Annotated in this window: 13 protein-coding genes; 8 read left to right on the top strand and 5 right to left on the bottom strand. The window is 49.1% G+C overall.

Translation table 11 applies throughout. The annotated features are described in order from the left end of the window. Positions 1-26 precede the first annotated feature (26 nt). The 3 genes from ccoG to ABWH99_RS11485 are packed head-to-tail and all read left to right on the top strand — an operon-like array spanning position 27 to position 2,595. The gene (ccoG, locus tag ABWH99_RS11475) at positions 27-1,442 is read left to right on the top strand and encodes a cytochrome c oxidase accessory protein CcoG (protein WP_375586414.1); all 1,416 of its coding nucleotides are present in this window, start codon (positions 27-29) and stop codon (positions 1,440-1,442) included. 11 nt (positions 1,443-1,453) lie between these two features. Then, on the top strand, positions 1,454-1,879 hold the full coding sequence (locus ABWH99_RS11480; protein ID WP_375586415.1) for a FixH family protein: 426 nt from the start codon (positions 1,454-1,456) through the stop codon (positions 1,877-1,879). Positions 1,880-1,881: 2 nt separating this feature from the next. Then, positions 1,882-2,595, top strand: a complete 714-nt coding sequence (locus ABWH99_RS11485; RefSeq protein WP_375586416.1) for a sulfite exporter TauE/SafE family protein — start codon at positions 1,882-1,884, stop codon at positions 2,593-2,595. 24 nt (positions 2,596-2,619) lie between these two features. Here the strand turns inward: ABWH99_RS11485 and ABWH99_RS11490 are convergent, their stop codons facing one another. The 3 genes from ABWH99_RS11490 to ABWH99_RS11500 form a co-directional block, all read right to left on the bottom strand. Next, a complete protein-coding gene (locus ABWH99_RS11490; protein WP_375586417.1) occupies positions 2,620-3,591 on the bottom strand; it encodes a type IX secretion system membrane protein PorP/SprF in 972 nt (323 codons plus the stop codon). Between the two features lie 10 nt (positions 3,592-3,601). Continuing rightward, the gene (locus ABWH99_RS11495; protein WP_375586418.1) at positions 3,602-13,759 is read right to left on the bottom strand and encodes an MBG domain-containing protein; all 10,158 of its coding nucleotides are present in this window, start codon (positions 13,757-13,759) and stop codon (positions 3,602-3,604) included. Between the two features lie 76 nt (positions 13,760-13,835). After that, a complete protein-coding gene (locus ABWH99_RS11500) occupies positions 13,836-14,366 on the bottom strand; it encodes a phage tail protein (RefSeq protein WP_375586419.1) in 531 nt (176 codons plus the stop codon). Between the two features lie 534 nt (positions 14,367-14,900). On the opposite strand from ABWH99_RS11500, the gene ABWH99_RS11505 reads away from it, so the two are divergent. Next, positions 14,901-15,509, top strand: a complete 609-nt coding sequence (locus ABWH99_RS11505; protein WP_375586420.1) for a peptidylprolyl isomerase — start codon at positions 14,901-14,903, stop codon at positions 15,507-15,509. Positions 15,510-15,535: 26 nt separating this feature from the next. Here ABWH99_RS11505 and ABWH99_RS11510 read toward each other — a convergent pair whose 3' ends face one another. Continuing rightward, positions 15,536-16,318 (bottom strand): SDR family NAD(P)-dependent oxidoreductase, encoded by a 783-nt coding sequence (locus ABWH99_RS11510; protein WP_375586421.1) that lies wholly within the window; start codon positions 16,316-16,318, stop codon positions 15,536-15,538. A 62-nt stretch (positions 16,319-16,380) separates the two neighbouring features. Beyond that, complete coding sequence (locus ABWH99_RS11515; RefSeq protein ID WP_375586422.1) at positions 16,381-17,307, bottom strand: NAD-dependent epimerase/dehydratase family protein; 927 nt, start codon at positions 17,305-17,307, stop codon at positions 16,381-16,383. Positions 17,308-17,487: 180 nt separating this feature from the next. Here ABWH99_RS11515 and ABWH99_RS11520 point away from each other — a divergent pair, with 180 nt between their 5' ends. The 4 genes from ABWH99_RS11520 (at position 17,488) to ABWH99_RS11535 (ending at position 26,565) form a co-directional block, all read left to right on the top strand. Next, complete coding sequence (locus tag ABWH99_RS11520; RefSeq protein ID WP_375586423.1) at positions 17,488-19,326, top strand: DUF1080 domain-containing protein; 1,839 nt, start codon at positions 17,488-17,490, stop codon at positions 19,324-19,326. A gap of 5 nt (positions 19,327-19,331) precedes the next feature. Continuing rightward, entirely contained in the window at positions 19,332-21,293 is a 1,962-nt protein-coding gene (locus ABWH99_RS11525) for a hypothetical protein (protein WP_375586424.1), read from the top strand. Positions 21,294-21,474: 181 nt separating this feature from the next. After that, entirely contained in the window at positions 21,475-23,025 is a 1,551-nt protein-coding gene (locus ABWH99_RS11530) for a PQQ-binding-like beta-propeller repeat protein (RefSeq protein WP_375586425.1), read from the top strand. 369 nt (positions 23,026-23,394) lie between these two features. Further along, the gene (locus tag ABWH99_RS11535; protein ID WP_375586426.1) at positions 23,395-26,565 is read left to right on the top strand and encodes a SusC/RagA family TonB-linked outer membrane protein; all 3,171 of its coding nucleotides are present in this window, start codon (positions 23,395-23,397) and stop codon (positions 26,563-26,565) included. The last annotated feature ends 10 nt before the right edge of the window (positions 26,566-26,575 follow it).

A 26,575-nucleotide genomic window follows, 5' to 3' on the forward strand; every position in this document is an offset into this window, starting at 1 on the left:
ACTACACAAAAAAATGACTCGCTATCATGGCAAAAAAATTTGAAAACCTCGACCCGGAAAAATTCAGGGACTCTTTAGGTACCGTTACGAGCGAAGGCGGGAGAAACTGGATCTATCCGAAGAAAGTATCCGGAAAGTTCTACCAATGGCGTACCTACGTATCCTGGCTACTTTTGGCGATTTTGTTTGCCGGTCCATTCATCCGGGTGGATGGAAGACCCTGGCTACTGTTTAATATTTTCGAACGGAAATTTATTATTTTCGGTGCGGTATTTTGGCCGCAAGACACCCATTTGCTGATTTTTCTGCTGTTGATTTTTGTGGTATTTATCATATTGTTTACCGTTGTGTTTGGTAGGGTTTTCTGTGGATGGGCCTGTCCACAAACCCTTTTTATGGAAATGGTATTCCGAAAAATCGAGTATTGGATCGAAGGCGATGCCAATCAACAACGCAAGCTGAACGCCATGCCATGGAACGGGGAAAAAGTTAGAAAGAAAGCCTTGAAAATGGGGATATTTGTCCTCATTTCCCTGCTGATCTCTCATACCGTAATGGCCTATTTGGTTGGGATCGATCGGGTAATCGAGATTGTTCAGCAGCCTCCGGGCGAAAACCTGGCCGGATTCATGGGCTTGATAGCTTTTACCGGTATTTTTCTCTTTGTGTTCTCCTGGTTTCGGGAACAGGCCTGCCTGGTGGTTTGCCCGTATGGACGCCTTCAGGGCGTATTGCTGGATAACCAGTCCATCAATGTCACCTACGATTATGTACGCGGAGAACCTAGAGGTCCCATTCGAAAGAACAAGGTGGAAGATCAGGCATTAGGGGATTGTGTGGATTGTTCGCTTTGCGTGCAGGTATGCCCAACGGGTATTGACATCCGAAATGGCGTGCAGATGGAATGCGTGAATTGTACGGCCTGCATGGATGCATGCGATGAGGTCATGGAAAAAGTAGATCGGCCTGCGGGGCTTATTCGGTATGCGTCGGAAACGAGTATTCAAAAAGGCTCATCCAAACTAATCACGGGTCGAGTGAAAGCCTACTCCTCTCTACTGGTACTTTTGATTGCCGGGTTTGTTGCGTTGCTGGCAACCCGTGATGATTTGGGTGCAACCGTTACCCGGTTCCGGGGAATGACCTTCCAGGAAAGGGAAGGGGAACAAATCAGTAATTTATACGAGGTAACGCTGATCAATAAAACGTTCGAAGAACAAGATGTGAACCTGGTACCCGAAGATCCTGCTTTCCAGTTGGAGCGGGTGGGAGATACCGACTGGACAATATCGGGCCAATCGAAATTCGAAGGGCGGTTCTTTTTAGTGAAGCCGCAGGCAGCCATGCAGGTGCCTCAGGAAAGCATTGTCCTCTTATTGCAACAAAACGGTGAAACCATAGACCGAATTGAAACCAGTTTTATGGGGCCTGTAGGAAACTAAATCAAAAAATAATGAATTGGGGAAATGGAATAATTTTAGTGTTCGTAGGCTTTGTGGCCGTAATGGCTACGATGGTGACCATATGTATGAAGCAGGATGACCTTCACCTGGTCACGGACAATTATTACGAAGAAGAGATTAAGTACCAGGAACACATTGATAAAGTAAGTAATTCGCTGGATGCTGCGAAAAAAGCCCTGAGTTTTGATCCCCGGAATAACGTGTTGACTCTGAATCTTCCGGTTGGAGCAGCCGGAGAGTTGCATTTGTTCCGGCCTTCGGATGCGAGGATGGATCGGAAAATAGCAATAGACATTCAAAACGAGGCAGCCAATACTGTAAATCTCAACAGCCTGCAACCTGGGTATTGGAGAGTCAAACTCACTTGGGAAGAAAAAGGACAGGCCTTTTTTGAGGAAAAGAAGATTGATATATAGGCATGTTTTGGACCGCGTTTGTTTGGGGATTGTTGGGATCGTTTCATTGTATCGGCATGTGTGGGCCGATTGCATTGGCGCTGGCGGGAAAGGATAAAAATAAGTTCCTACTAAACAAACTGCTGTACAATTCCGGAAGGACGCTCACCTATGTTTTTCTTGGTGGTTTGGTAGGCTTGCTTGGGTTTTCGATCGCTCTGGCCGGAATTCAACAATGGCTGTCAATTATCACGGGTATTGTATTGGTACTTCTGGCCTTTTCCTTTCGGAAATCCGAAAAATGGGTTTCCCATTCCCTGCTTTCGACATCGCTTGCCAGACTGAAGTTCCGTCTGGGCCGTTCGATAAAACCGGGAGGCACCCCGGCTTTTGCATTCTCAGGCGTATTAAACGGGCTGCTCCCCTGTGGGCTTGTCTACATGGCATTAATTGCTTCCCTGGCCATGCAAAGCCCCTGGCAGGGAATGGCCTATATGTTCTTTTTTGGATTGGGAACCTTTCCGGTGATGATTTTATTGATGATTTCCGGGAATATTTTTTCCATAGGATTCCGAGATAAAATCAACCGTTTTGTTCCCTATTTTGCGTTGGTAATGGGGGCATTATTTATCATTCGTGGAATGGGCTGGGGAATCCCTTACCTAAGCCCCAAACTTTCCTTTCCCAATGACCAAACTACCGAGCTTTTAGATACAAATATCACCCATTGTGAATAGCCACCTATTCCTACCGGCCAATACCTACCAGATAGCCGGCGCATTGCCAGTCGATTTCTCATAGCTGCCAAATAGCTTGTAAATCAATGCAAACTCGTGGGTTTGGCCGGGTAAAAGGTAGCTACGATTCGAAGGAAATTCGTATACGTATCCCATACGTATCTTGTCAAACAGCACGCCAAATTGCAGGTTGCTGGCGTAATCAAACCGATGCCCACCACCGATCCAAATCCTGTTTCCTAACAGCGCTTTTATGTTGAATTCGATATTGTCAGGCAAACCTTCCTGATTGCGGTAAAACCCGTTAAGTATCAGAGATACCTGCGAAGAAAGCGCTTCCCGGTATCCCGCTTGGGCAACGTAGCTTACAGGCCTACCGTCCAAAAATTCCTCTCCCCCGGCAATTCGCCCTCTATTTACATTGTGCATGGCATACGAAAGGTAATAGGATTTATGGGTGAGCGCCAGCCCCAAATTGAAATCAAAAATCTGCATGTCAGAAAAGCCTCCCAGATATTGCCCAATCAAGGGATCTCCTGCCTGCTCCGAGGTGAGTGCATTGCCATCCAACCGGATCGTTTGGTAGTTGAGGCCTGCCCCCAAGCGCAGCTGGTGGCGGGCTGTCAATCGTACGCGGCTGGCATAGGCGAGCAATAACTCCGTTTCCTTAAACGCACCATACGTATCGTGCAGTAAATTCAAACTATAGGCATTCTTTCCCGTTAAAGCGGGGTCTTCCAGCCCCTTCGTTTCGGAAAAATCCATCTCAGCACTAATAAAATACGTTTTTGGTGCACCTTCCATCCCGGACCATTGATTTCGCACAAATCCACGCAACGCACTTCCTTCGTACCCCGTCAGTCCTGGGTTAAAATAACTTTGAAAATGGCTAAATTGACTGATGTATTTTCTGGACTGCGCGTGCAAATGGCTGGTCTGTAAAGCAAGCACCAAGAAAAAGAGATACACGGTTTTTTGCGTCTGGCTGTTTTTCATCTTCCTTCAATTAATCGTTAAAAATTGTAAGTACGCCTCTGCGGGTTTCATTGGTTTCGTCCAGGCTAATCACCCAGAAATAGGTACCGGTCGGTAATTGCTTACCCAGGTAAGTTCCATCCCAACGCATGTCCGGATTTTCGGTATAAAAAACCCGTTTACCGCTACGTTCGTAGACGGCTACTTTTGCTCCCAGGTAATACCGAAGGTCATCTATTCCCCAGTCATCGTTGAAACCATCTCCATTGGGAGTAAAGGTGTTGGGAACAGAAATACCTTCCAACGGCATCCGGTTTCGACGCAAGGTGAATGTTTGGGAAATGGTATTCCCAGCGCGATCGGTGCTTCTAACGTCTACGGTAAACTCAGATTTTCCTGGTAGCGCAGCACTGCTGTTCCAAAACAAATCTGTTCCTGCAATTCCAAAGTATTGGTTGTCATTGGAGGAGGGAATCAGTGAATAGATATGCACATCGTCCGCAGGATCCAGAGTACCCAATGTTCCAATCCTCGTTCCCAGATCGCTATCTGCTTCAAAGGTATTAGCAGACAAGGTGATTTCTTGTGGAAGGGCTTTGTCCGCTACGAGTATGCTAAGCACTGGGTCCAGCTGATCGGGGTTTTGAATCTCACCCAGCTCAAGTATTCCTGTATACTGGTACAAGCCGGCCACTTTTGTATCCAGCACAGGTATGGTCCATTGTACCGGAATGTCGACCGCCTCCCCATTGCTAAGCTGTCCTCGAATGGTTTCCGGAAAAGACAGGGTTTCCAAAGGTGTATTCCAGGCTATCGAGACCAAGGCAGGATTTTCAATTTCGACCAGGTTCAGATTTACCAACTGAAGTACAAATTCAGCTTCGCTTTGATTCCCTGCTACATCGGTAGCGATTAGCTGGACCCGTAGGGTCTCGCTATCGGTGTATACCGTACCTGGTGCCGGTAGCTGAACAAACCCGGACAATTCGCAATTATCTTGTGCTACGGCCATTTTCGTGAAATCTGGCAACGCATAGGTTTGGTTTAAATAAATGGTTTGATCCGTGGGAACCGATTCAATAATCGGTGCTGTGGTATCTTCGATAATGATCTCCTGCATTTGGGTACGCTTGTTTCCACTCAAATCGGTAAAGGTCCAGGTAATTACCGTGCTCTCCAGAATAGGCAACGCCTGCGCCGGTATTCCTGGGATGGTGCCTCCGCAATTGTCCAATGACGTTGGAGGTTCCAGACTTTCGATGCTACATTCAAATCTCAGTGGCGGTAGGTTGGCAACCACGGGAACCGGAGCAGTTTGATCTTCGATGCGAAGTATCGCCGTGGAGGAAAATACCTGACCGTTTGAATTACGAATACCGACTGCGATTTCCCGGGTACCCAGGTTTCCGCAATTAAATTGGGTCGTTTCCACGACAAGCGTCTGTCCGGGAAGCAGTGGTTGATCCAATAGAAGCGAAGGTTCCAATTGTCCCATTCCGGTTGCATCCAGCACCAGCGTTCCGTTCTTGGTTCTTGGTAAAATCTGGAATTGGTTTTCGGTCAGTGAAAGAACGTAGTTTCCACCGGCGCTGAGGGTACCCAGGGTCATCGCGTAGTTGCCTACGCCCTCACCGGGTTCTCGACGTAAGGCTCCAGTCAAAATTGACTCGTCCTCTCCGTTTACAAATCCACCGCTGCTAAAGGTAAAGATTGGGTCGGCTTGTCCATAGGTTTTGCTTAGGCCCGCATCGGCGGTAATACTCAGGGTCTGTTGATTGATGCCAAAATCAGCCGGAGTAAAGTCCAGGGCATAGTTTCCACCGGCACTCAGATCGCCCAGGGTCAGCGCATAGCTACCCACGTCTTCACCCGGTTCCCGGCTAAGGGCTCCGGTGAAAATCGATTCGTCTTCCCCGTTTACAAATCCGCTGCTGCTAAAAGTAAAGATTGGGTCGGCTTGTCCGTAGGTTTTGCTTTGGCCCGCATCGGCGGTAATACTCAGCGTTTGCTGATTGATGCCAAAGGCCGCCGGGGTAAAGTCCAGGGCATAGTTGGCACCGGCACTTAGATCGCCTATTGTCAGGGCATAGCTGCCCACGACTTCGCCGGATTCCCGGCTCAAGGCTCCGGTCAAAATTGACTCGTCTTCTCCGTTAACAAATCCGCTGCTGCTAAAGGTAAAGGTAGGGTCGGCTTGTCCATAGGTTTTGCTTTGGCCAACCTCAGCAGTAATACTCAGCGTTTGCTGATTGATGCCAAAGGCCGCCGAAGTAAAGTCCAGGGCATAGTTTCCACCGGCACTCAGGTCGCCTATTGTCAGCGCATAGCTGCCCACGTCTTCACCCGGTTCCCGGCTAAGGGCTCCGGTCAAAATCGATTCGTCTTCCCCGTTTACAAATCCGCTGCTGCTAAAAGTAAAGATTGGGTCGGCTTGTCCGTAGGTTTTGCTTTGGCCCGCATCGGCGGTAATACTCAGCGTTTGCTGATTGATGCCAAAGGCCGCCGGGGTAAAGTCCAGGGCATAGTTGGCACCGGCACTCAGGTCGCCTATTGTCAGTGCGTAGTTGCCCACGTCTTCACCCGGTTCCCGGCTAAGGGCTCCGGTGAAAATCGATTCGTCTTCCCCATTGACAAATCCATTGCTGCTAAAGGTAAAGGTTGGGTCGGCTTGTCCGTAGGTTTTGCTTTGGCCAGCCTCAGCAGTAATACTCAGTGTTTGCTGATTGATGCCAAAATCAGCCGACGTAAAGTCCAGGGCATAGTTTCCACCGGCACTCAGGTCGCCCAGGGTCAGCGCATAGCTGCCCACGTCTTCGCCGGATTCCCGGCTCAGGGCTCCTGTAAGTAGCGATTCGTCCTCCCCATTTACAAAGCCATTGCTGCTAAAGGTAAAGGTAGGGTCGGCCTGTCCGTAGGTTTTGCTTTGATCGGCATCGGCGGTTATGGTAAGCGTTTGCTGGTTGATGCCAAAATCAGCCGGGGTAAAGTCCAGGGCATAGTTGGCACCGGCACTCAGGTCGCCTATTGTCAGCGCATAGCTGCCCACGTCTTCGCCGGATTCCCGGCTGAGGGCTCCGGTGAAAATCGATTCGTCTTCCCCGTTTACAAAGCCGCTGCTGCTAAAAGTAAAGGTAGGATCGGCCTGTCCGTAGGTTTTGCTTTGGCCAGCCTCAGCAGTAATACTCAGTGTTTGCTGATTGATGCCAAAATCAGCCGACGTAAAGTCCAGGGCATAGTTGCCTCCGGCACTCAGGTCGCCTATTGTCAGTGCGTAGCTACCCACGTCTTCGCCGGATTCCCGGCTGAGGGCTCCGGTCAAAATTGACTCGTCTTCTCCGTTTACAAATCCGCTGCTGCTAAAAGTAAAGGTGGGGTCGGCTTGTCCATAGATTTTGCTTTGCCCGGCATCGGCGGTAATACTCAGTGTTTGCTGATTGATGCCAAAAGCAGCCGACGTAAAGTCCAGGGCATAGTTGCCGCCAGCGCTCAGGTCGCCTATTGTCAGCGCATAGCTGCCCACATCTTCACCGGATTCCCGGCTAAGGGCTCCGGTCAAAATCGACTCGTCCTCCCCGTTTACAAATCCGCTGCTGCTAAAGGAGAAGATTGGGTCGGCTTGTCCGTAGGTTTTGCTTTGGCCCGCATCGGCGGTAATACTCAGCGTTTGCTGATTGATGCCAAAGGCCGCCGGAGTAAAGTCCAGGGCATAGTTGCCTCCGGCACTCAGATCGCCCAAGGTCAGCGCATAACTACCCACGTCTTCACCCGGTTCCCGGCTGAGGGCTCCGGTGAAAATCGATTCGTCTTCCCCGTTTACAAACCCGCTGCTGCTAAAGGTAAAGATTGGGTCGGCTTGTCCATAGGTTTTGCTTTGGCCAACCTCAGCAGTAATATTCAGGGTCTGCTGATTGATGCCAAAATCAGCCGAAGTAAAGTCCAGGGCATAGTTGGCACCGGCACTCAGGTCGCCCAGGGTCAGCGCATAGCTGCCCACGTCTTCGCCGGATTCCCGGCTCAGGGCTCCTGTAAGTAGCGATTCGTCCTCCCCATTTACAAAGCCATTGCTGCTAAAGGTAAAGGTAGGGTCGGCCTGTCCGTAGGTTTTGCTTTGATCGGCATCGGCGGTTATGGTAAGCGTTTGCTGGTTGATGCCAAAATCAGCCGGGGTAAAGTCCAGGGCATAGTTGGCACCGGCACTGAGATCGCCTATTGTCAGCGCATAGCTGCCCACGTCTTCGCCGGATTCCCGGCTGAGGGCTCCGGTGAAAATCGATTCGTCTTCCCCGTTTACAAAGCCGCTGCTGCTAAAAGTAAAGGTAGGATCGGCCTGTCCGTAGGTTTTGCTTTGGCCAGCCTCAGCAGTAATACTCAGTGTTTGCTGATTGATACCAAAGTCGGCCGGGGTAAAGTCCAGGGCATAGTTGGCACCGGCACTCAGGTCGCCTATTGTCAGTGCGTAGCTGCCCACGTTTTCGCCGGATTCCCGGCTCAAGGCTCCTGTTAGCAGCGACTCGTCTTCTCCGTTAACAAATCCGCTGCTGCTAAAGGTAAAGATTGGGTCGGTTTGTCCATAGGTTTTGCTTTGCCCGGCATCGGCAGTAATACTCAGCGTTTGCTGATTGATGGCAAAGTTAGCCGGGGTAAAGTCCAGGGCGTAGTTGCCTCCGGCACTCAGATCGCCCAGGGTCAATGCATAGCTGCCTACATCGTCTCCCGGTTCCCGGCTCAAGGCTCCGGTCAACATCGATTCGTCTTCCCCATTGACAAATCCATTGCTGCTAAAGGTAAAAGTAGGGTCGGCCTGTCCGTAGGTTTTGCTTTGGCCGACATCGGCGGTAATGTTAAGCGTTTGCTGATTGATGCCAAAGTCGGCCGGGGTAAAGTCCAGGGCATAGTTGGCACCCGCACTCAGGTCGCCTATTGTCAGCGCATAGTTGCCCACGTCTTCGCCGGATTCCCGGCTGAGGGCTCCGGTCAAAATTGACTCGTCTTCTCCGTTAACAAATCCGCTGCTGCTAAAGGTAAAGGTAGGGTCGGCTTGCCCGTAGGTTTTGCTTTGGCCAACCTCAGCAGTAATACTCAGCGTTTGCTGATTGATGCCAAAGGCCGCCGGAGTAAAGTCCAGGGCATAGTTGGCACCGGCAGTGAGGTCGCCCAGGGTGAGCGCATAGCTACCCACGTCTTCGCCGGGTTCCCGGCTAAGGGCTCCGGTGAAAATCGATTCATCTTCCCCGTTTACAAATCCATTGCTGCTAAAGGTAAAAGTAGGGTCGGCCTGACCATAGGTTTTGCTTTGGCCGACATCGGCAGTAATGTCAAGCGTTTGCTGATTGATGCCAAAATCAGCCGGGGTAAAGTCCAGGGCATAGTTGGCACCCGCACTCAGGTCGCCTATTGTCAGGGCATAACTTCCCACGTCTTCGCCGGATTCCCGGCTGAGGGTTCCTGTTAGCAGCGATTCGTCTTCTCCGTTTACAAACCCACTGCTGCTAAAGGTAAAGGTCGGGTCGGCTTGTCCGTAGGTTTTGCTTTGGCCGGCCTCGGTGGTTATACTCAGCGTTTGCTGATTGATGCCAAAATCAGCGGACGTAAAATCCAGGGCATAGTTGGCACCAGCACTGAGATCGCCCAGGGTCAGGGCATAGTTGCCCACGTCTTCACCCGGTTCCCGGCTGAGGGCTCCGGTCAAAATCGATTCGTCTTCCCCGTTTACAAAGCCATTGCTGCTAAAGGAAAAGGTGGGGTCGGCCTGTCCATAGGTTTTGCTTTGGCCAGCCTCAGCAGTAATACTCAGCGTTTGCTGATTAATGCCAAAAGCCGCCGAAGTAAAGTCCAGCGTGTAGTTGCCACCGGCACTAAGGGTACCCAGGGTCAGCGCGTAGTTACCTACGCCTTCGCCGGATTCTCGACTTAAGGCTCCGGTCAGTAGCGATTCGTCTTCTCCGTTAACAAAGCCGCTGCTGCTAAAGGTGAAACTCGGATCCAAACTACCGTAGGTCTTGGAGAGGCCTTCGGTAGCGGTAATGTTTAGGGATTTCGGAAGAATACTCGCACTAGCCAACGGAGCACCCGATAGCGTCAGCGTATAATCATCCGCATCGGCCCCGCTGAGTCCCGCCGATACGACAGCTACCGGTTTATTGGCTCCGCTCTGAGAATCAGCAAATTCGACGACCAAATTGGTGAGGAGTACCTCATCACCTGTCTGAGGACCAATCAATTGCAGGTTGTTGTTGAGCATGGTCGCTTGCACCGTACCGTCGTAAGTTTTGTTTTCTACCTGGAAGGTGCCTCCCAGGGTAAGTGCTTGCTTTTCCGTTGTAAAGCTTGTTTCCGCACCAAAGGAAGTACCGGCGGCATTGGTAGCGAAGGCTCTGACATAATATAGGGTATTTGGATTCAGTCCTGAGACGGTAGCCGAAAAGATACCTGTACCAGACCCCATGCTGACTTTTTGATCCGTCAGGTCTGGATTTCCCGAAGCATTGATAACAATTCCCCGTTCGGTTATGGGGCTAAACTGATCGTTTTGCACTTCACCGCCCAGGGAAGCAGCGTTGAACGCGATGCTGCCTGGAGCCGTTGTGGTGACCATTGGGAGCGTAAAAACGGGGCCTACGTAGGCAGATTTCACCGCAACACCGGAATTGTTTCCGTCGGATGGGGTCACTTCAAAACTGATAAAACGCCCGAGGTAATCCGTAAGCAGGTTCAATGTTTGGCTACTTTGTCCCGCAATGGCTGCCTCGCTGCTACCCAAAGCGTCGTCTGCTATCCACCATTGAAAGCTACTTCCGGTCTCTGCGTCGCTTTCGGCATCGGCATAGGTATAGGTGCCGGTCAGACTTTCGCCAACTGCTGTGGTACCGGAGGCGCTTACGCCGGAAGCGACCGGAGCAGCATTGGGAGCATTTACCTGAATGGATAGGTTATTATTTACCGATAAAGCTCCCCCGGTACCCGTATTTCCCTGATCATTGACTTGAATTGAGAGCAGGGCTTCCCCTACAAAACCGCTTGTATTGGTGAACACCAATCCGTCGAGCGCATTGTTTATGTCGGTGAGGCTTCCGGAAAATTCCATGGAATTGTCTCCACTACCTGTGCCTTGCAAGAAAGATAGCCCGGTAGTGGTTGCCAGGTCCAGGTTGCCATTCGTCACGGAAAGTTCCACCAGCAGCGCATTGGTTCCTACGTCCGGATCGCTCGCAACAATTCCGTTGCCGGCTGAAATGCTGAATGTAAGGGGCTGGTCAGAAACCGTTGATTCATTGGTTGGAAGAGCGAGTTCGGGCGCATCGTTCACAGCCGTTACGGGTATCGATAGGTTATTGGTACCGTTTGCCAGTACGGATAGGCCTCCATTGGCATCTTCGACCACGATGGAAATAATTCGTTCCGTTTCGGTTCCTCCCAGGCTGGGGTCGTCCGAAGTAGAGCGAAAGGACAGGTCGCGGAGTATGTCGGTAAGAACCGTTGCCGTAGCAGTCCCCGTTAGTTCAAAGGTGTTATCGTCTACTTCCTGTATGGTAAAGGGCGAGGGGTCGCCCAGGCTTAACTCATCGCCCGTAATTTTTCCCGACCCTTCAAACCGGATGACCGCTCGGACCAGTGGGTCTCCATCTGCGTCACTTGCTACAATGCTTCCGGCAATCAATAAGTCAGCGGCATTCTCCTGGTAGCTGGGTGCCGTAATCGGGTCTGGATTAATCTCGGGAAGTGTATTGACAAATTTGGTGACTTGTGCAGTGGCTTCGGACCCTGTGTTTCCTGAAAGGTCGGTAAGTGACACGGTTAGAACCACCAATCCATTTGGCAAACTTGTAAGATCGATTCCTGGTACTTGTTGGTTGGGAGTGGCGATCGTACCGGAGCCTGTCACAGGAGTGCCACCACCCGAACTGGCGAATGAAAACGAATAGTTGGTTCCTGTTTCGGCTCCGGCAAATGTAAATCCAATCTGATCCTGGTTAGCGGCATCGATCTCGGATTGATCGATGGTTACCGAATAGCCTGTCGGTGCTTCCGTATCGAGACAAAAGTCAAAATTATCCAGGGCCAGGTAGGTAAAGGCACCGCTGATTTCCAGAACCAACTCATCAATGAAATTGCCAGAATAATCCGAGGGTCCGTCTGTCGCAAAATCCAGACTAAAATAGCCGCCGGTGCCGCCAAAGTCAGTGGGGAAGCCGGAGTTTTTTTGGATGGTGTACACGGTATTTCCGTCCAGTTTTCCAGTTAGGGTAAGGGCCCCATCGTTTGTAGGGGTCACTCCAGATACGAAAGAGGATAGGTAAAGGCCTATTTTGCTTATTGCTACAGGCGTTCCGCTGACTTGTATCGTGTAAGGACCGACGCCGGAAGATTCCAGATAATTTGCTGACCCATTGGCGCCAAAACCAATTCTATTTCTTACAGCCCAATTACCCGAAAGGGCAAAGGTCTGTCCGTTTCCACTAAAACTTACGGATCCATCCGTTTCGTCTTCAAAGGATTCGGAATAGCAAGCTCCGACCAAATGGATTTGTCCGTTGACGTACTCCAGTGGACCGGTATTTCCCAGGGCATCGGCAATATTCGTCCCGCTGGTTAGTCGAAGTTGCAGGGAGCCTTCTCCTGAAATACCTGTGACCGTTACCAGATAGCTGCTTCCGCTACCGCTCAGCTGATTCAAGGTACCGGTTGCGCTTCCGGTCTTTACCAAGGAAAAGTCATCCAGGCTTACATTAAACGCATTTTCATCAAAAAGGACGGAAAATGAGACGGAACTGGCCGTACTGCCAGGACTTCCATCTACCAGTATCCGCTGGATCGCCGGTGCAGCAATATCGGTGTCCGGCACTTCCGCGCAAAAACTAAGATTATCTAGTAATAATTGTTGAAACCCGTCAGCAATCGTAAATTCTACCTCGTCCACGTTGGTATTTCTAAAATTTTCTGTTCCGTCGGTGGAAAAATCAAGGGTAAAAAACCCGCCATTTTGTGTGGCATCGACCGGAAAACCGGCCGTTTTAAGGATGGTGAACACAGTCGCTCCATCTTTTTTCCCTGTTACGGTGAGCGTTCCGTTTCCGGTAGGGTTGTCGCCGTTGGAAAGATCGGAAAGAAACAGGTCTACGGTATTTAGTGTGAACAAGCTGGCAGAACGAATGGAAAAGCTTCCGGGACTGTTTGTATTTTTTATAAATCGATTGGAGTTTCCGGCACCGAAGCCCAATCGGCTTTCTACCTCTAAACCCGTTCCCAATGAAAAAGACAACCCATTGCTGGAGAACGTGGTGCTTCCGTCTGGAGCGCCCTCCAGTAATTCCGTAAAACAAGCACTGACGGCATGGGGTGTACCCGTTGTGAACGCAGGTACACCTCCTGTTAAGTCTTCATTGGTAATATTGGTACTTCCTTTCAGGTCCAGTCGGATAAAGCCTTCCCCACTAATGCCGGTTGCAGTGACCTGGTAACTATTTCCCGAGCCGCTGAGGGCGGAAAGTGTGCCGGTGGTACCGGATGTAGTCAGAAGAAAATCATCCAAACTAACGTTGAGGGCAACTTTAGAAAAATTTACGGTAAAGCTAACCGTTGTCGCGGTGGTGGGCGGCGCTCCATTAACACTGATACCCGTCACGACGGGAGGATCTTCGTCCAAAGGGGAAAAAGGTGCTCCCGTCGTGACCTGATCAAGAAAGAAATAGATATCGTCGGCATTGATACGTACCTCATCCACATCGTAAAAATCAGGATCATTGTCAAAAGTTTTTAGGCCGTTGGATGCTGAATTAAACGTAATTGCTTTCGCTGTTCCGATCGGGTTCCCCGCCTTAAATGCACTGATAGTACCCGTAGTAGAAGCACCCACACCTCCCTCCTGAAGAAAAATGCTTATAAACTGAAAGGAGGAGCCGTCGGTTTTACGAATCGTCCATTGATTGATGCCGTTGGGATTGAGGTTCGAGTCGTTTAACGCCACGCTGCCCAGGTATCCGTTGTTTTCGGTAGCTTTGATGCCGGAGTTTGGTGTTGCAGCCAGGGTTTTTGTGACAGAAAACCGAAGACCGCTGTTGTCGTAGGTTTCGCCAAAAGTACCGATGTAATTGGTGATTTCGTTGAAGGTTACCGTCGTTTGCGCAGGGGCTAGGTGGCAAATTAAAAATGGCAGGACAAGAACAAGCAGGTGCTTTAAAAGTATCTTCATGGTCGTAAAAGAAAATGGCTGTTTGTTTGAAAAAGAATTCCCCGACCATTTTATCGGGGAATTCTTTCAAGCATTTTTAATTTCGGGATGGGTAGATTCCCTGCGTACAGATGATGAAATTAATTCCAGTGAAGGGCGGCGTATGGTCAAATGGTTGACTTTGTCCCGCCACGCCGATGGCCTGCGCGCTCATGTTACTATTGGCACCACTGTCGTACGCGTTTACGGCCACGGGTGGATTTGAGCGGTCGATCTGAACCTCACTCAATGCTGGAAAGGCGTTTTGGGGGTTATTGGTATTTCCAGCCGTGTTACTGGCCCCAAGGGGATGATTGTGCGCTGGTAAATTTGCGATCGAAAGGGTCGTGCTCTCCCGACCCGCTGTCTCTCCCAGGGTCCGTGTCGAAAGTCCGGGTCCCTGTCCGGGTCCCATGGGTACGCGCCCTCGGAGGTCCGGCAAGGCGAAGGTATTGCGCCCGTCTCCACCGTAGGTTGTTCCCAAGATCGAGAAAAGCGCCGAGTTTTGGCTAATGGATAAAAGTTGACCGTTGCACAGGGCATACCCCCTTGGCGCGAAGTTCCCGGCAAACATTTTGATTGTGCCCATTAATTCTTCCATAATTTTAAATTGAGTTTTGGTTGATGATTGATTAGAGAATTGAATGATTCAAATGCATAGAAATATAAACCATTTGTATCCAAATGTAAATTAAAAAAAATAATATTCTATCCGATTAATTAGCTATATCCCAATTAATTACGTTCGTTTCTAAAAAAAAGCTTTTTGTATTAATTTAAATGTCAAACATATCGAAAAAAATATATGTTGGTATTTGGTTTTGAAATAAAGATAGATGTTTTGTAAAAGTTCTGTTGAAACAATGATTATCCGAATTAAAAGTAAAACCTAATCCTCGAGGTGCTGGTTGACCTAGCTTGGCTGTGTTCCAGGCAATGAATTCGGTTTTTTTCTGCGGCAGTTAAGCTCGCTGCAAGGCGGAGTTCGTATTTGTAAGCGTTTATGGAACACTAACTTCTGTCGCATCCTTTGTATATTTCACACCTTTTGCTAATTTTTGAGGGTATTTACTACAGGACGTACGTTCAAAGTTAGGATACAGATTGTTAAATTAGTAGGCATATGGGTAATAGTCTTATAGGAAAACCGCATAAAGCCGTGTTGTTGACGTTTTTACTATGTTCGTTTCTAGGACTTGTTCAGGTAGCGGTCTGCCAGCGCTACGATCGAGCCATCCTTGATACAGATTTCGGAGAGATAACGATTGATCTTTTTTCGAATCAGGCTCCCGTCACGGTTGCCAATTTTTTGGAATACGTAGCTAAGGACGCGTATGCCTCTTCGCATTTCTTCAGGGTGTGCACGACCGCAAATGAAGCCGACAGGGAATTTCCTATAGAAGTGATTCAGGGAGGGGAGGTGCCAGATAGCCTGCTACGAGCGCCGATCCAGTTGGAGACAACGGAAAAAACTGGAATTTTGCACAAAGACGGGACCTTATCCATGGCCAGATCGGAACCGAATAGTGCACAAACCTCCTTTTTCATCTGTATCGGAGATCAGCCCGAATTGGATTTTGGGGGTAAGCGAAATCCAGATGGCCAGGGATTTGCCGCTTTTGGAAAGGTTATTCGTGGTATGGATGTGGTACGTCAGATACAACAACTCCCCGATCGTGACCAATACCTACTGGATCCTGTCGCAATACGTTCGATTCAGTTTTCTAATTAGGCGTATTTGCATCGTCCCTTGTTTGATTATTTTGCCGTCCAGCCACCATCGACGGTCAGCATGCTTCCGGTGGTGTAACTTGCCGCATCGCTCGCCAAATACAGGGCAGCGCCTTGAATCTCTTTTAGCTCTCCCCAGCGTCCGAGTGCCGTGGCACCAATAATAAAATCCCGGGTCGCCGGATCGTCCGCGACGGGGATATTCATTTCGGTTAGGAAGGGTCCGGGGCAAATCGCATTTACATGGATACCAAAAGGCGCCAATTCAATGGCCAGCGCCCGGGTCATTTGCACCACCGCTCCTTTGCTGGCAGTGTAGGGGGTGCGATTTGCCAGGCCTACCAGGCCCAAGGTACTCGCCAGATTGATGATCTTTCCGGATTTCTTCGCCTTCATAGCAGGAATCACTGCTTTGACGCACAGCCAGGTGCCCGTCACATTGACAGTTTGGACCTGATTGAAGGATTCCAGACTGAGCTCGTCAATGGCCCCACGGATATTAATCCCTGCGCTGTTGATCAAGATGTCAATTTGTCCAAATTGGTTCAGCGCATGGGCAGCCATTGCTTCGGTATGCTCCTCCTTGCTGATGTCTGCGGCAAAGGAAAGGACCCTGACCCCAAAAGCCTCCGATAGCGCATCTGCCGCTTTTTCTCCATCCGCTGCGGTTCGGTTGACCAATAGTATGTCTGCTCCAGCAGAAGCCAAACCTGCTGCCATCGCCAGGCCCAGGCCTTTTGACCCGCCGGTGACGATGGCCTTTTTGCCGCTTAAATCGAAAAGTTGAAGTCCTGGAAGTCTGTCTTTCATAACGAAGGGGGAAACGATTAACTGAAATGGGTAAACTAATTTTTTTTCTTGCTGCGGCAGGATTATTCCTGTCGAAGGCAGGCGTCCAGACCCTCCTCTATTGGAGTCGGGCGCAATCCATATGCTTTTTCAATTTTGCTGCTATCGAAACAATAATCTTCATCCAATTGGTACCTGAGCTCCTTAATTTCCCGCATCAATGGCACAAAAAGCGCGAGCAAACCAATGGCCCAGGCAGGTAGCACTTGAATTTTATCGTCTTGATTCAATCTGGTAGCCAGAAAGGTGGTGATTGTCTGGGCGGAAGGGTAGGCCTTAGAGGTAGGCAGGTGCCATACCTGGTTCCAGGCACCTTCTTGTCCGGCCAGAAACGCGGTCGCTTCGACAGCATCCGGAATGAAAGTAAAAGAGTGTTTTTTGTCTTTGTTGTACATCCATTGCGCTTTTTTACCCCTTTTCATGCGGTTAATAATAGTCTCATGCACCATGCTGGACTGTGCTCCTGGTCCATAAAAATCAGCGGCTCGGACGATCATGGCGGTTAGTTGGCCCTTTTCGATTTCATCCAGTAGTAGCTGAGCAATGGCTGCCCGTACGGCGCCTTTGCGACTTTTTGGTCGGACGGGTGTACCCTCACTTAATCCGCCAACTTCAGCCGGGTCGTATGCGTACATATTATCAAAAAAGACCAATCTGGATTCATGGATTTTACAGGCCGCAATGACGTTTTTCATGATAATGGGCCATTGGGTCTCCCAAATTTTTGTCCGATAAGTGATTCCGGCGACCAGATACGCAATCGTAGATCCCTTAACTGCATCGATCACTTGGTCGGCCTCCAATAGGTCGGCTTTTAGCCACTCTTCCGGACTGCCCATTGGCTTTGGGTTACGGCCCACCCTACGTACTGGGTGGGAAGATTCTGCGAGCTTCCTGGCCAGACCGGTACCAATATTTCCGCCGGCCCCTAAAATCGTGTGTAGCTTCATAGTGCTTTTTCAACGGGATATTTACAAAATAAAGAAAATTACCGGGAAGCCAATGAAAAACAACCAAATCAGGCAGGACCGACCATTTTTCAAATATGTAGGCTGGCCTATGTTTTTCCACTAAAAAGATTACTTTTGTCCACAAAATTCTCGTATCACTTGGTTTTTAAAGCGAAGCCTATGTCCCGATTTCGAAGCAGCTGTTCCAGAGTCTTTGGAATACACTGGTTGTTGTTTTTTGTTCTGCCTTTCTCGTATACCTGGGCGCAGGATGCTATTTCCTTCGACGACCTGAAGGCTTTTGAGAACCCTGGTAGCACCTGGAAGGTAGCTGGCGATGTGCTGGCGGACCTTACCAATAAAGGAGTGCTGGAAATCGTCGAAGGTTCTGGGATCTTGGTGAATCTGCCGACGGATAAAGATACAGGTAGAGACTTGTTCACCAGTGAAACGTATGGGGATTTCGACCTTGATATGGAGTATCTGGTAGCAAAAGGCTCTAATTCTGGAATTTACCTGCAGGGCATGTATGAGATCCAAATCCTCGATAGCTGGGGAGTGCGTATGCCCAGAGCGGCAGACAATGGAGGCATCTACCAGCGGTGGGACGAGACAAAGCCCACGGGCCAAAGAGGGTACCAGGGCTATGCACCAAGGCAAAATGCCAGCAAAGCGCCAGGTTTGTGGCAGTCGCTTTCGGTTTCTTTCCGGGCCCCCCGATTTGATGCGGCTGGAGAAAAGACCGAAAATGCCCGTATTTTATACGTACAATTAAATGGGGTAACGCTACATGAAAATGTGGAGCTTTTTGGCCCCACCCGAGGTGCCATGGCAGAAAAGGAAGTGAGTCGTGGCCCTTTGCGGATACAAGGAGATCATGGGGCCGTCGCCTTTCGCAACCTTCAGATAACCTCTTTTGACCATCCAGCACCAGAACTACAGGATCTATCCTATTCACTTTATACAGGTAAGTTTGATGAAATACCTGATTTCTCTGCGGTACAGGCAGAAAAAACGGGCCCGCTGAACACACTTTCGGCCTCCATGACGGGTGATGCCGGACAGTTTGCGATTCGGTACCGGGGACAATTGCATGTACATGAGGAAGGAAATTATTCCTTTCTGTTTTCTTTACCCGGTGGAAATGGACGCTTGTCCATCGACGGCAGCGAAATCGCGACGTCCAGTGGACCGACTCTTTCCGAAGAGGTATATCTGGAAGCAGGAATGCGCGCCTTCGAACTGGTCTATCTCAAGGTTCAGGATTGGGTAAGACCCAATTTAGCGGCCGAAGTTGCCGGTCCGGGAATCCGTCCGGTGGTGCTATCGGATCCGTCGCTTGTAGGTGCAAGTGGTCCGGATCCCATACGGGTTGATCCAAAGGAGCGGCCGGTATTGCGAAGTTTCATGGATATACCGGGTGGGTACCGTGTGACGCATGCTGTTTCTGTGGGTTCGCCGCAGCAGGTAAATTACACCTACGATATGGATTTTGGCCATTTGGTGCAGGTTTGGAGCGGTGCGTTTTTAAATGCAACTCCCATGTGGCACAGCAGGGGTGATGGTTCTTCCAGGCCGATGGGCGCAATCGTTCACCTGGGTACTCCCGCCTTAAGCCTGGCGCGCCTTGCCTCATTGGAGGAGGCCTGGCCCGCCGATACACTCGGTAGTCGGTTCAGAACAAAAGGATATCTGATAGGGCCGGAAGCGCACGACCTGCAGTTTTTATACGAATCCTTTGACCTTCGCGTGGAAGACTCATTGGAACCGTTACCGGATGGAAAAGGCATCCGTCGATCCCTGCGCCTGAGCGGTTCGCTGGAAAATACCTACCTCCGGCTCGCAGTTGCCGGTCAAATCGTGGATCTGGGAAAAGGGCTGTTTCTGGTAGGAGACAAGGCGTATTACCTGGAACTGAATGAAGAAAATTCGCTGTCTCCCATGGTACGATCCAGCGAAGGACGGAAAGAATTATTGGTACCGGCGAAGGAAAACATGGGGTACATTATGTGGTTTTAAAAACGATGATGACAGCTAACATGAAACAATTAAAGAATTCAATCGCGGCACTGATTTTGGTTTTCCTATCTTCCTCTCTTATTTCACCAGTATTCGGTCAGGAATCACCTATGGAAGAGGACTATTTCAAGATTTTGCGGGTGGGTGCTCCGGAAGGGCTGTTGTTGGAAGTCGGAGGTTTAACGGTCTTGCCTAACGGAAATCTGGGTGTTGCTACCCGAAGGGGCGATGTGTACCTAGTAGAGAACCCAAGCAGTCAGCGGCCCTATTTTAGAAAATATGCTTCGGGTTTACACGAAATCCTTGGTCTGGTATACCGAGACGGGGCGTTTTATTGCGCGCAAAGAGGAGAGCTGACCAAGCTGGAGGATACCGACCAGGATGGTCAGGCCGATCGATATACCAGTGTCTTTAGTTGGCCGGTTTCCGGACATTACCACGAATACAGCTACGGGCCGGTAGTGGACGAGGAGGGCAACTTTTATGTCTCTGGAAACGTGGCTTTTGGAAATGAAGAATGGTGGAGAGGGGAAAGCCGCGTGCCTTATCGGGGTTGGATCATGAAAATAAGCCCGGATGGAAAAATGGAGCCCTGGGCGACCGGTATGCGTTCTCCTGCAGGGCTAGGATACATTGATGGCAAGCTTTTCTACACCGAAAACCAAGGGGATTACATGGCCTCCGGAGGTATTTGGCACATTCAAAAGGGGGCTTTTTCTGGGCACCCGGCCGGGCTTGCCTGGGCCGGGCTGGAAAATTCACCGGTAGACTTAAGTGAGGAGGAGTTTTTTGCAGTGGTGGACCCCAGAAAGGTAAAAAACGCTCAAGGTCGGTACGTAAAACCCGAAAATACAGCAGAGGAAACGTACCTGACCCTGTACCAGGCAAAGGAACGCATTCCACAAATCACCCTTCCCGCTGTTTGGTTGCCCTACGGAATCCACGGTATTTCTACATCGGAGCCCGTTAAAATTCCCGAGGGATATTTTGGTCCTTTTTCCGGGCAGATGTTGGTAGGAGATCAAGGGCAAAGCAAAATCATGCGGGTAATGATGGAGGAAGTGAAGGGGGTCTTGCAAGGTGCTTCCATTGATTTCAGAAGTGGGTTTCGCTCAGGAGTGATGCGTTTGGCATGGGGCCTTGACGGCTCTTTATTCGTGGGAGAGACCAACCGCGGTTGGGGATCCGCCGGGGATGCAAACGAGGGCCTGGAGCGTCTGGTTTGGAACGGGGCCGTTCCTTTTGAAATCCGAGATATAAAGGCGATGCCCGATGGTTTTGAAATCAGTTTTACAAAGCCTATAGATCCCGTCACAGCAAAAAATCCGGATTCCTACCGCGTAGAAACGTTTACGTACAAATACCATCCCGTCTATGGCAGTCCTCCTGTAGGCAATGAAACCGCAAAGGTGGAGGGGGTACAGTTGGCGGCAGATGGCATGCGGGTACGATTAAAAATTTCAGGGATGAAGAAATATCACATTCATCACATTCTACTGGATGGAATTCGGGAACGCGATCATGCCTATTCCTTGGTTCATACCGCTGCCTATTACACGTTAAATGAATTGCCCGATGGCTTGCCGTTGCAGGCCAATGAGATGATTTCTTTTACTTCTGCGGGGGAATCTCCCAAGGTAGCAGGTAGCGGGAGCACAGGTAGTTCTGAATCAGAGGGATTGATGAACCAGAAGCCTGCGGCATCGGAGGTGCCGGACGAGGCACTCGTTAGCTCTTTGCTCTCAAAGTACACCTGCATCGCTTGTCATAATAAAGATACCCGGCAGGTAGGGCCTGCATACAAAGACGTCGCGAAACGTAAGTATGCTGCGGCGGAAATTGTGGATTTGATATACAGACCCAGGCCGGAAAACTGGCCGGACTATGCCACTCCCATGCCCCCCATGCCCCATGTGCCAGAGGAAGATGCGCTGAAGATCGCTCGTTGGATAAATTCGTTGGATTAAAAAAACAAATCGTATCGGGAAGGGTTTTTAATTCTGTACGAGTCGCCAGGCTGGAATCCAAAGGAACTTTTGCGTTGCACCGTTTTGTGGCGCATACCAATCGGAAGGGATACCGTTTTCGTTGTACAGATTTTCATCTTTCAGTGGTACAGCTCAACGTACGCCATAAGAAAAGTGCGAGATGATTAAAAACAGAAAGACACGTGTTGTTCTGACAGGGTCGCTTGTCGTTGTTCTGGCAGGTATCGGCTACTACTTGTTTCATAATTCCAGCCATCCAAGTACCTATCGGGTAATATATTATGGGATTGAAAGAGCCCCTACCTGGACCACTTTTTTGGATGGAATAGGGTCCTTTTCCTCTCCCAGGGTTACGGATCTGAATAGGGATGGAGTGGGAGATATTGTCGTAGGAGCCGGAAGACAGGAATTTCAAAAGTCCGACACAGCTGTGATCGCCCTGGATGGAATAACCGGCGAATTAATCTGGAAAAGCGCAGCGGAGAATCAAGTTTTCGGATCACCGCTATTTTATGACATTACGGAAGATGGTGTGAACGACGTACTGATCGGCGGAAGGAACGGCATCTTTAAAGCGATCGACGGAGCCGAGGGACAAATCATCTGGAACTTCCACGAGTTGGTGGATCAGGCGTCCCTGGGTAAAAAATATTTTAATTTTTACAATCCTCAATTAATACCCGATCAGGATGGAGATGGTTTACGTGACATCCTCGTAGCAAATGGAGGCGACGTGCTGAAACAACCATTCGATGCCGACCGGCCCGTCGGTCATCTTATGGTGATGGGCAGCAGAAATGGGAAAATCATTGCAGAGGCACCCATGCCCGATGGAAAAGAAACCTATTTATCGGCGGTATTGTCAAACGGTGGGGATGACGGGGAACTTGAGATTGCTTTTGGAACAGGTGGAGAGACGATTGGAGGGAGCCTTTATGTAGCCTCGCTAGCGAACGTGCTGGCCGGCGACCTTACGAAAGCGATCAGGTTGGCATCTAACGAAAACAAGGGATTTATTGCTCCCCCGGTATGGGTAGATATCAATGCAGACGGCAAGGAAGATTTGGTGGCCGCTTCGGTAGATGGAGAAGTGTTTGCGTTTGATATAGGGAGAAAGGAGTTGTTATGGAAAACAGTGATAACCGGTACTGAGATTTACAGCACACCTGCCATAGGTTATTTCAAAAACAGAGAGGTTCCGGGCGTTTACGTAACGTCAGCAATCGGTACCTGGCCAAATCTGGGATTTTCCAAACATAGCCTTCTGGACGGTGCAAGCGGAAAGATAGTACAAACGGATACGCTCGGATATTTTCAATCCAGTTCTCCGGTAGTCATTGATTTAAATGGCGATGGGTTGGACGAAGCGCTGCTTAGCGTTAATTATGAAAGCTTTTCGGAAGACGGGAAAAAAACGTATCAAAACACTCTTTTTCTAGTTGATTTTTTAGATGAAAAAATGTTTGAGCTCATAAAACCACTAGATGGGCAAAACATTGCCTCTACTCCTTGGCTGGGCGACCTGGACGGGGATGGAGAATTGGATATTATTTTTTGCCACAGTGCCAATCCGACGAAGGAATACGCCTTCGATGGAATGAACGTGAATCGAATAAAAACCAGCGTAGCCATAAAGACGCCGATCCTGTGGGGAGGCTACATGGGTAGCGAAGGAAATGGAAGAATATCCGTAGTTCAGCCAATAGATTAGGTGAATACCGTCTAAATTCTATGATTTCCTTCGTATTTCACAAAAAAAATATATAAAATTGAAAACATTATCAGTAGCAATTTGGTTTTGCCGTTATATTGATCTTATGTTTCAACCCAATCTAATCTACGATGATTACCTTACAAACCCAAAATAGACCGGTCTCCACCGATTTTTTCCACAGGCATTTAATCCTTTCGCATCATTTTTTTGATTGTTGATGTACTATTTTACCCTATTCATTTCAGAAAATGTACATCTATTTCTAGTAAAAAGATAAGTATTTATTGAAACTCTTTTATTATGTGGAAGTAAATTCTTAAGAATATTAATTAATAATCTAATCTTCATTAACCTAATCTTACTCATATGCGCAAAAATTACAAAGTAATTTTCTTAGCCACGCTGCTGGGTGTATTGTGCACCGTCACGGTGTTTGCCCAGCGAGAAGTTTCCGGAGTAGTTTCGGACGATTTTGGCGATCCGCTCCCGGGGGCGGCTGTTTTGGTACAAGGTACTTCCACCGGTACGGTAACGGATATCGATGGGCAGTTTGCAATTTCCGTTCCTGGAAACAATGCGGTGTTGGTCGTGTCGTTTTTGGGGTACATAAGTCAAGAGGTTTCTGTCGGTAATCAGAGTTCAATTGATATTCAGTTGGAACAGGCGATTAGTGGCCTTGACGAGGTGGTGATTACTGGATACGGTGCCCAGTCCCGTCGTGAGATCACCGGAGCGGTGACCTCCGTGGACTCTGAGGAATTGTTAAAGATTCCCGCGACCACCTTTGCCCAGCAGTTGCAGGGCCGAGCCGCTGGCGTAAACATCGTCAATGATGCTACACCGGGAGGGAATGCAACCGTCAGGATCCGTGGATTTGGAACCATAGGGAACAATGATCCCTTGTATGTGATCGATGGAGTGCCTACTCAAAACCAAGGTAACTTAAATCCCAATGATATTGAGACCATTCAAATCCTAAAAGATGCATCTGCGGCATCCATTTATGGGTCCCGTGCGGCGAATGGTGTAATCATCATCACAACCAAAAGAGGAAAAGTGGGAAAGCCGACGATTTCTGTAAACTCATTTTATGGAACGCAGACACCTGATGGAACCCCGGAAGCCTTGAATGCGGAGGAGTTAGGGCGGTATATCTTTCTGGCAAACACCTATGCTGGGAGGAGTACCGAGCACGGACAGTACAGGTATGGCCCTAATGGAGAAGTAATCCTACCCGATTACGTGTTTCCAAGTGGTGCCATGGAAGGAGATCCAGGGGTAGATCCGGCCTTATACGCTTTGGAACCAGGAAATATTTATCCCATTACTCGCGCGGGTGACACGGATTGGTGGGCAGAGTCTACCCGGTCCGCTCCCATTCAGAGTTATCAGATTACCGCCAATGGTGGGACCGAAAATGGACGGTACGCTTTGTCCCTCAATTATTTCAATCAACAAGGTGTTGTAAACAATATCGGGTATGACCGCTATTCACTGCGGGCGAATACAGAGTTTAAAGCGTTGAATAACAAACTGACCGTCGGAGAAAATTTATCTGTCTCTTTTGATGTAAGAAAGGGAGGCTTTGGAAATAACCAGGAGCAAAATGCTGTTTCTGGTGCATACAAACAACACCCGCTATTGCCGGTATACGACATCATGGGTAACTTTGCTGGAAGCCGCGGGGCTAATCTGGGAAATAACTTTAACCCCGTTGCGGTGTTGGCCAGGCAGCAGGATAACAGAAACTTTAGAATCCGTGGTTTTGGAAATGTGTACGCCTCCTACGATTTTACAGAAGATTTGATCTTCAAAACCAGTTTCGGATTTGACGGTACCAACAGGCGCGGACGCTTCTTGGGACGGCCTCAGCCCGAATACGTAGAGGGGAATTTTATCAACTCGTCAACGGCCGAAAACCAATATTCCTTACAATGGGTATGGACAAATACACTGAGCTGGTCTAAAATCATCAATGACGTACACAAATTCGATGCGTATGTGGGGACCGAGGCGATACGGGAATTTGGTGAAATCTTTGGAGCATCCAGGCAACGCTTTGCTTTCCAAACCACCGATATTTTGAGTTACCTTGATTTGGGGGATCCAACAACCGCCTCTAATTTTGGCCGTGTTGACACCGATTACCGTTTGTTTTCCACCTTTGGGCAGTTTAACTACTCTTACGAGGGAAAATACCTGGTGCAGTTCATATTGAGGAACGATGCCTCTTCAAGATTCCTTGCTGCCTCAAGAAACGCAACCTTCCCTGCCTTTAGTTTGGGATGGAGGTTGTCAGACGAAGCGGTAGTCGCAAATGCGCTGCCTTTCGTTTCGGACATGAAATTGAGGTACGGTTGGGGTCAGACCGGTAACCAGGCCATCGGTGATTACAACGCATTCACCACCTATCGTTCCAATATTTTCAATGCAGGGTATCCGATTGATGGATCCACGACCAACCCATTCATCGGTTTTGACGCAGCCAGATTTGGAAATCCCGAGGCACGTTGGGAGACGACAACTTCTAACAATCTTGGCTTGGACGTAGAAATGTTGGATGGAAAATTCTTCTTCGAATTTGATATCTGGAACCGGGTGACCTCGGATATGTTGTTCGTTCCGCCCATCAGTTTTGCGCACGGCGATGCTACTGCCCCTGCGTTTAATGTGGGCCAAATGACCAATAAGGGGTATGACCTTAATATTGGCTACAACAACACACTGGGTAGTGATTTTAGGTACAGCGTTTCCGGTAACTACTCTGTGTACCGAAATACAGTTGACCGGTTGGATGAAAGCGAAGAAACGATCTTCTTTGGCAATACATCCAGGGTTCCTGCCGTAACAGTCACTCAGGCAGGGTTGCCCATATCATCGTTCTTTGGATACAACAACCTTGGCATTTTTCAGTCACAAGAGGAAGCGGATAGCCATCCTCCCTATGGAGATTACAACGCTCCTGGAAAATTCAAGGTGGAGGATGTCAATGGAGACGGCGAAATTACAGACGCAGACCGGACGGTTATAGGCAACCCTCATCCGGATTTCGTTTTTGGAATCAATTTGAACCTGGGGTATAAAAATTGGGACCTTAATGTGTTCGGAAATGGATCTATCGGTAATGACCTGTTTAACTATGTGAGGTACTTTGCAGATTTCAATACCTTTCAGGGGAATCGTTCGAGAAGGGCGTTGTACGATGCCTGGCAACCAAACAATCCCTCCGGTACTACGCCAATCATGGATGCAAATGATCAAATCAGTAGTAGACCTTCCAGTTATTTTATCGAAGATGGATCGTATTTCAGATTTAGAAACATTCAGTTGACTTACACCCTGCCAAAAACTGCCTTGAATGCCGTGGGTTTGTCGAATGCTTCGGTTTATTTTCAAGGACAAAATCTACTGACGTTCACCAGCTACACGGGGTTGAATCCTGAAATCCAAACAGGTACAGATAACACCTTGGGTTTTGATGGGGGCTATATGCCGGTTTCCCGGAATCTAATTCTTGGTCTTAATCTTACGTTTTAAATTTTATCGA

Source organism: Cyclobacterium xiamenense, assembly GCF_042140265.1.
Taxonomy (GTDB): Bacteria; Bacteroidota; Bacteroidia; order Cytophagales; family Cyclobacteriaceae; genus Cyclobacterium; species Cyclobacterium xiamenense_A.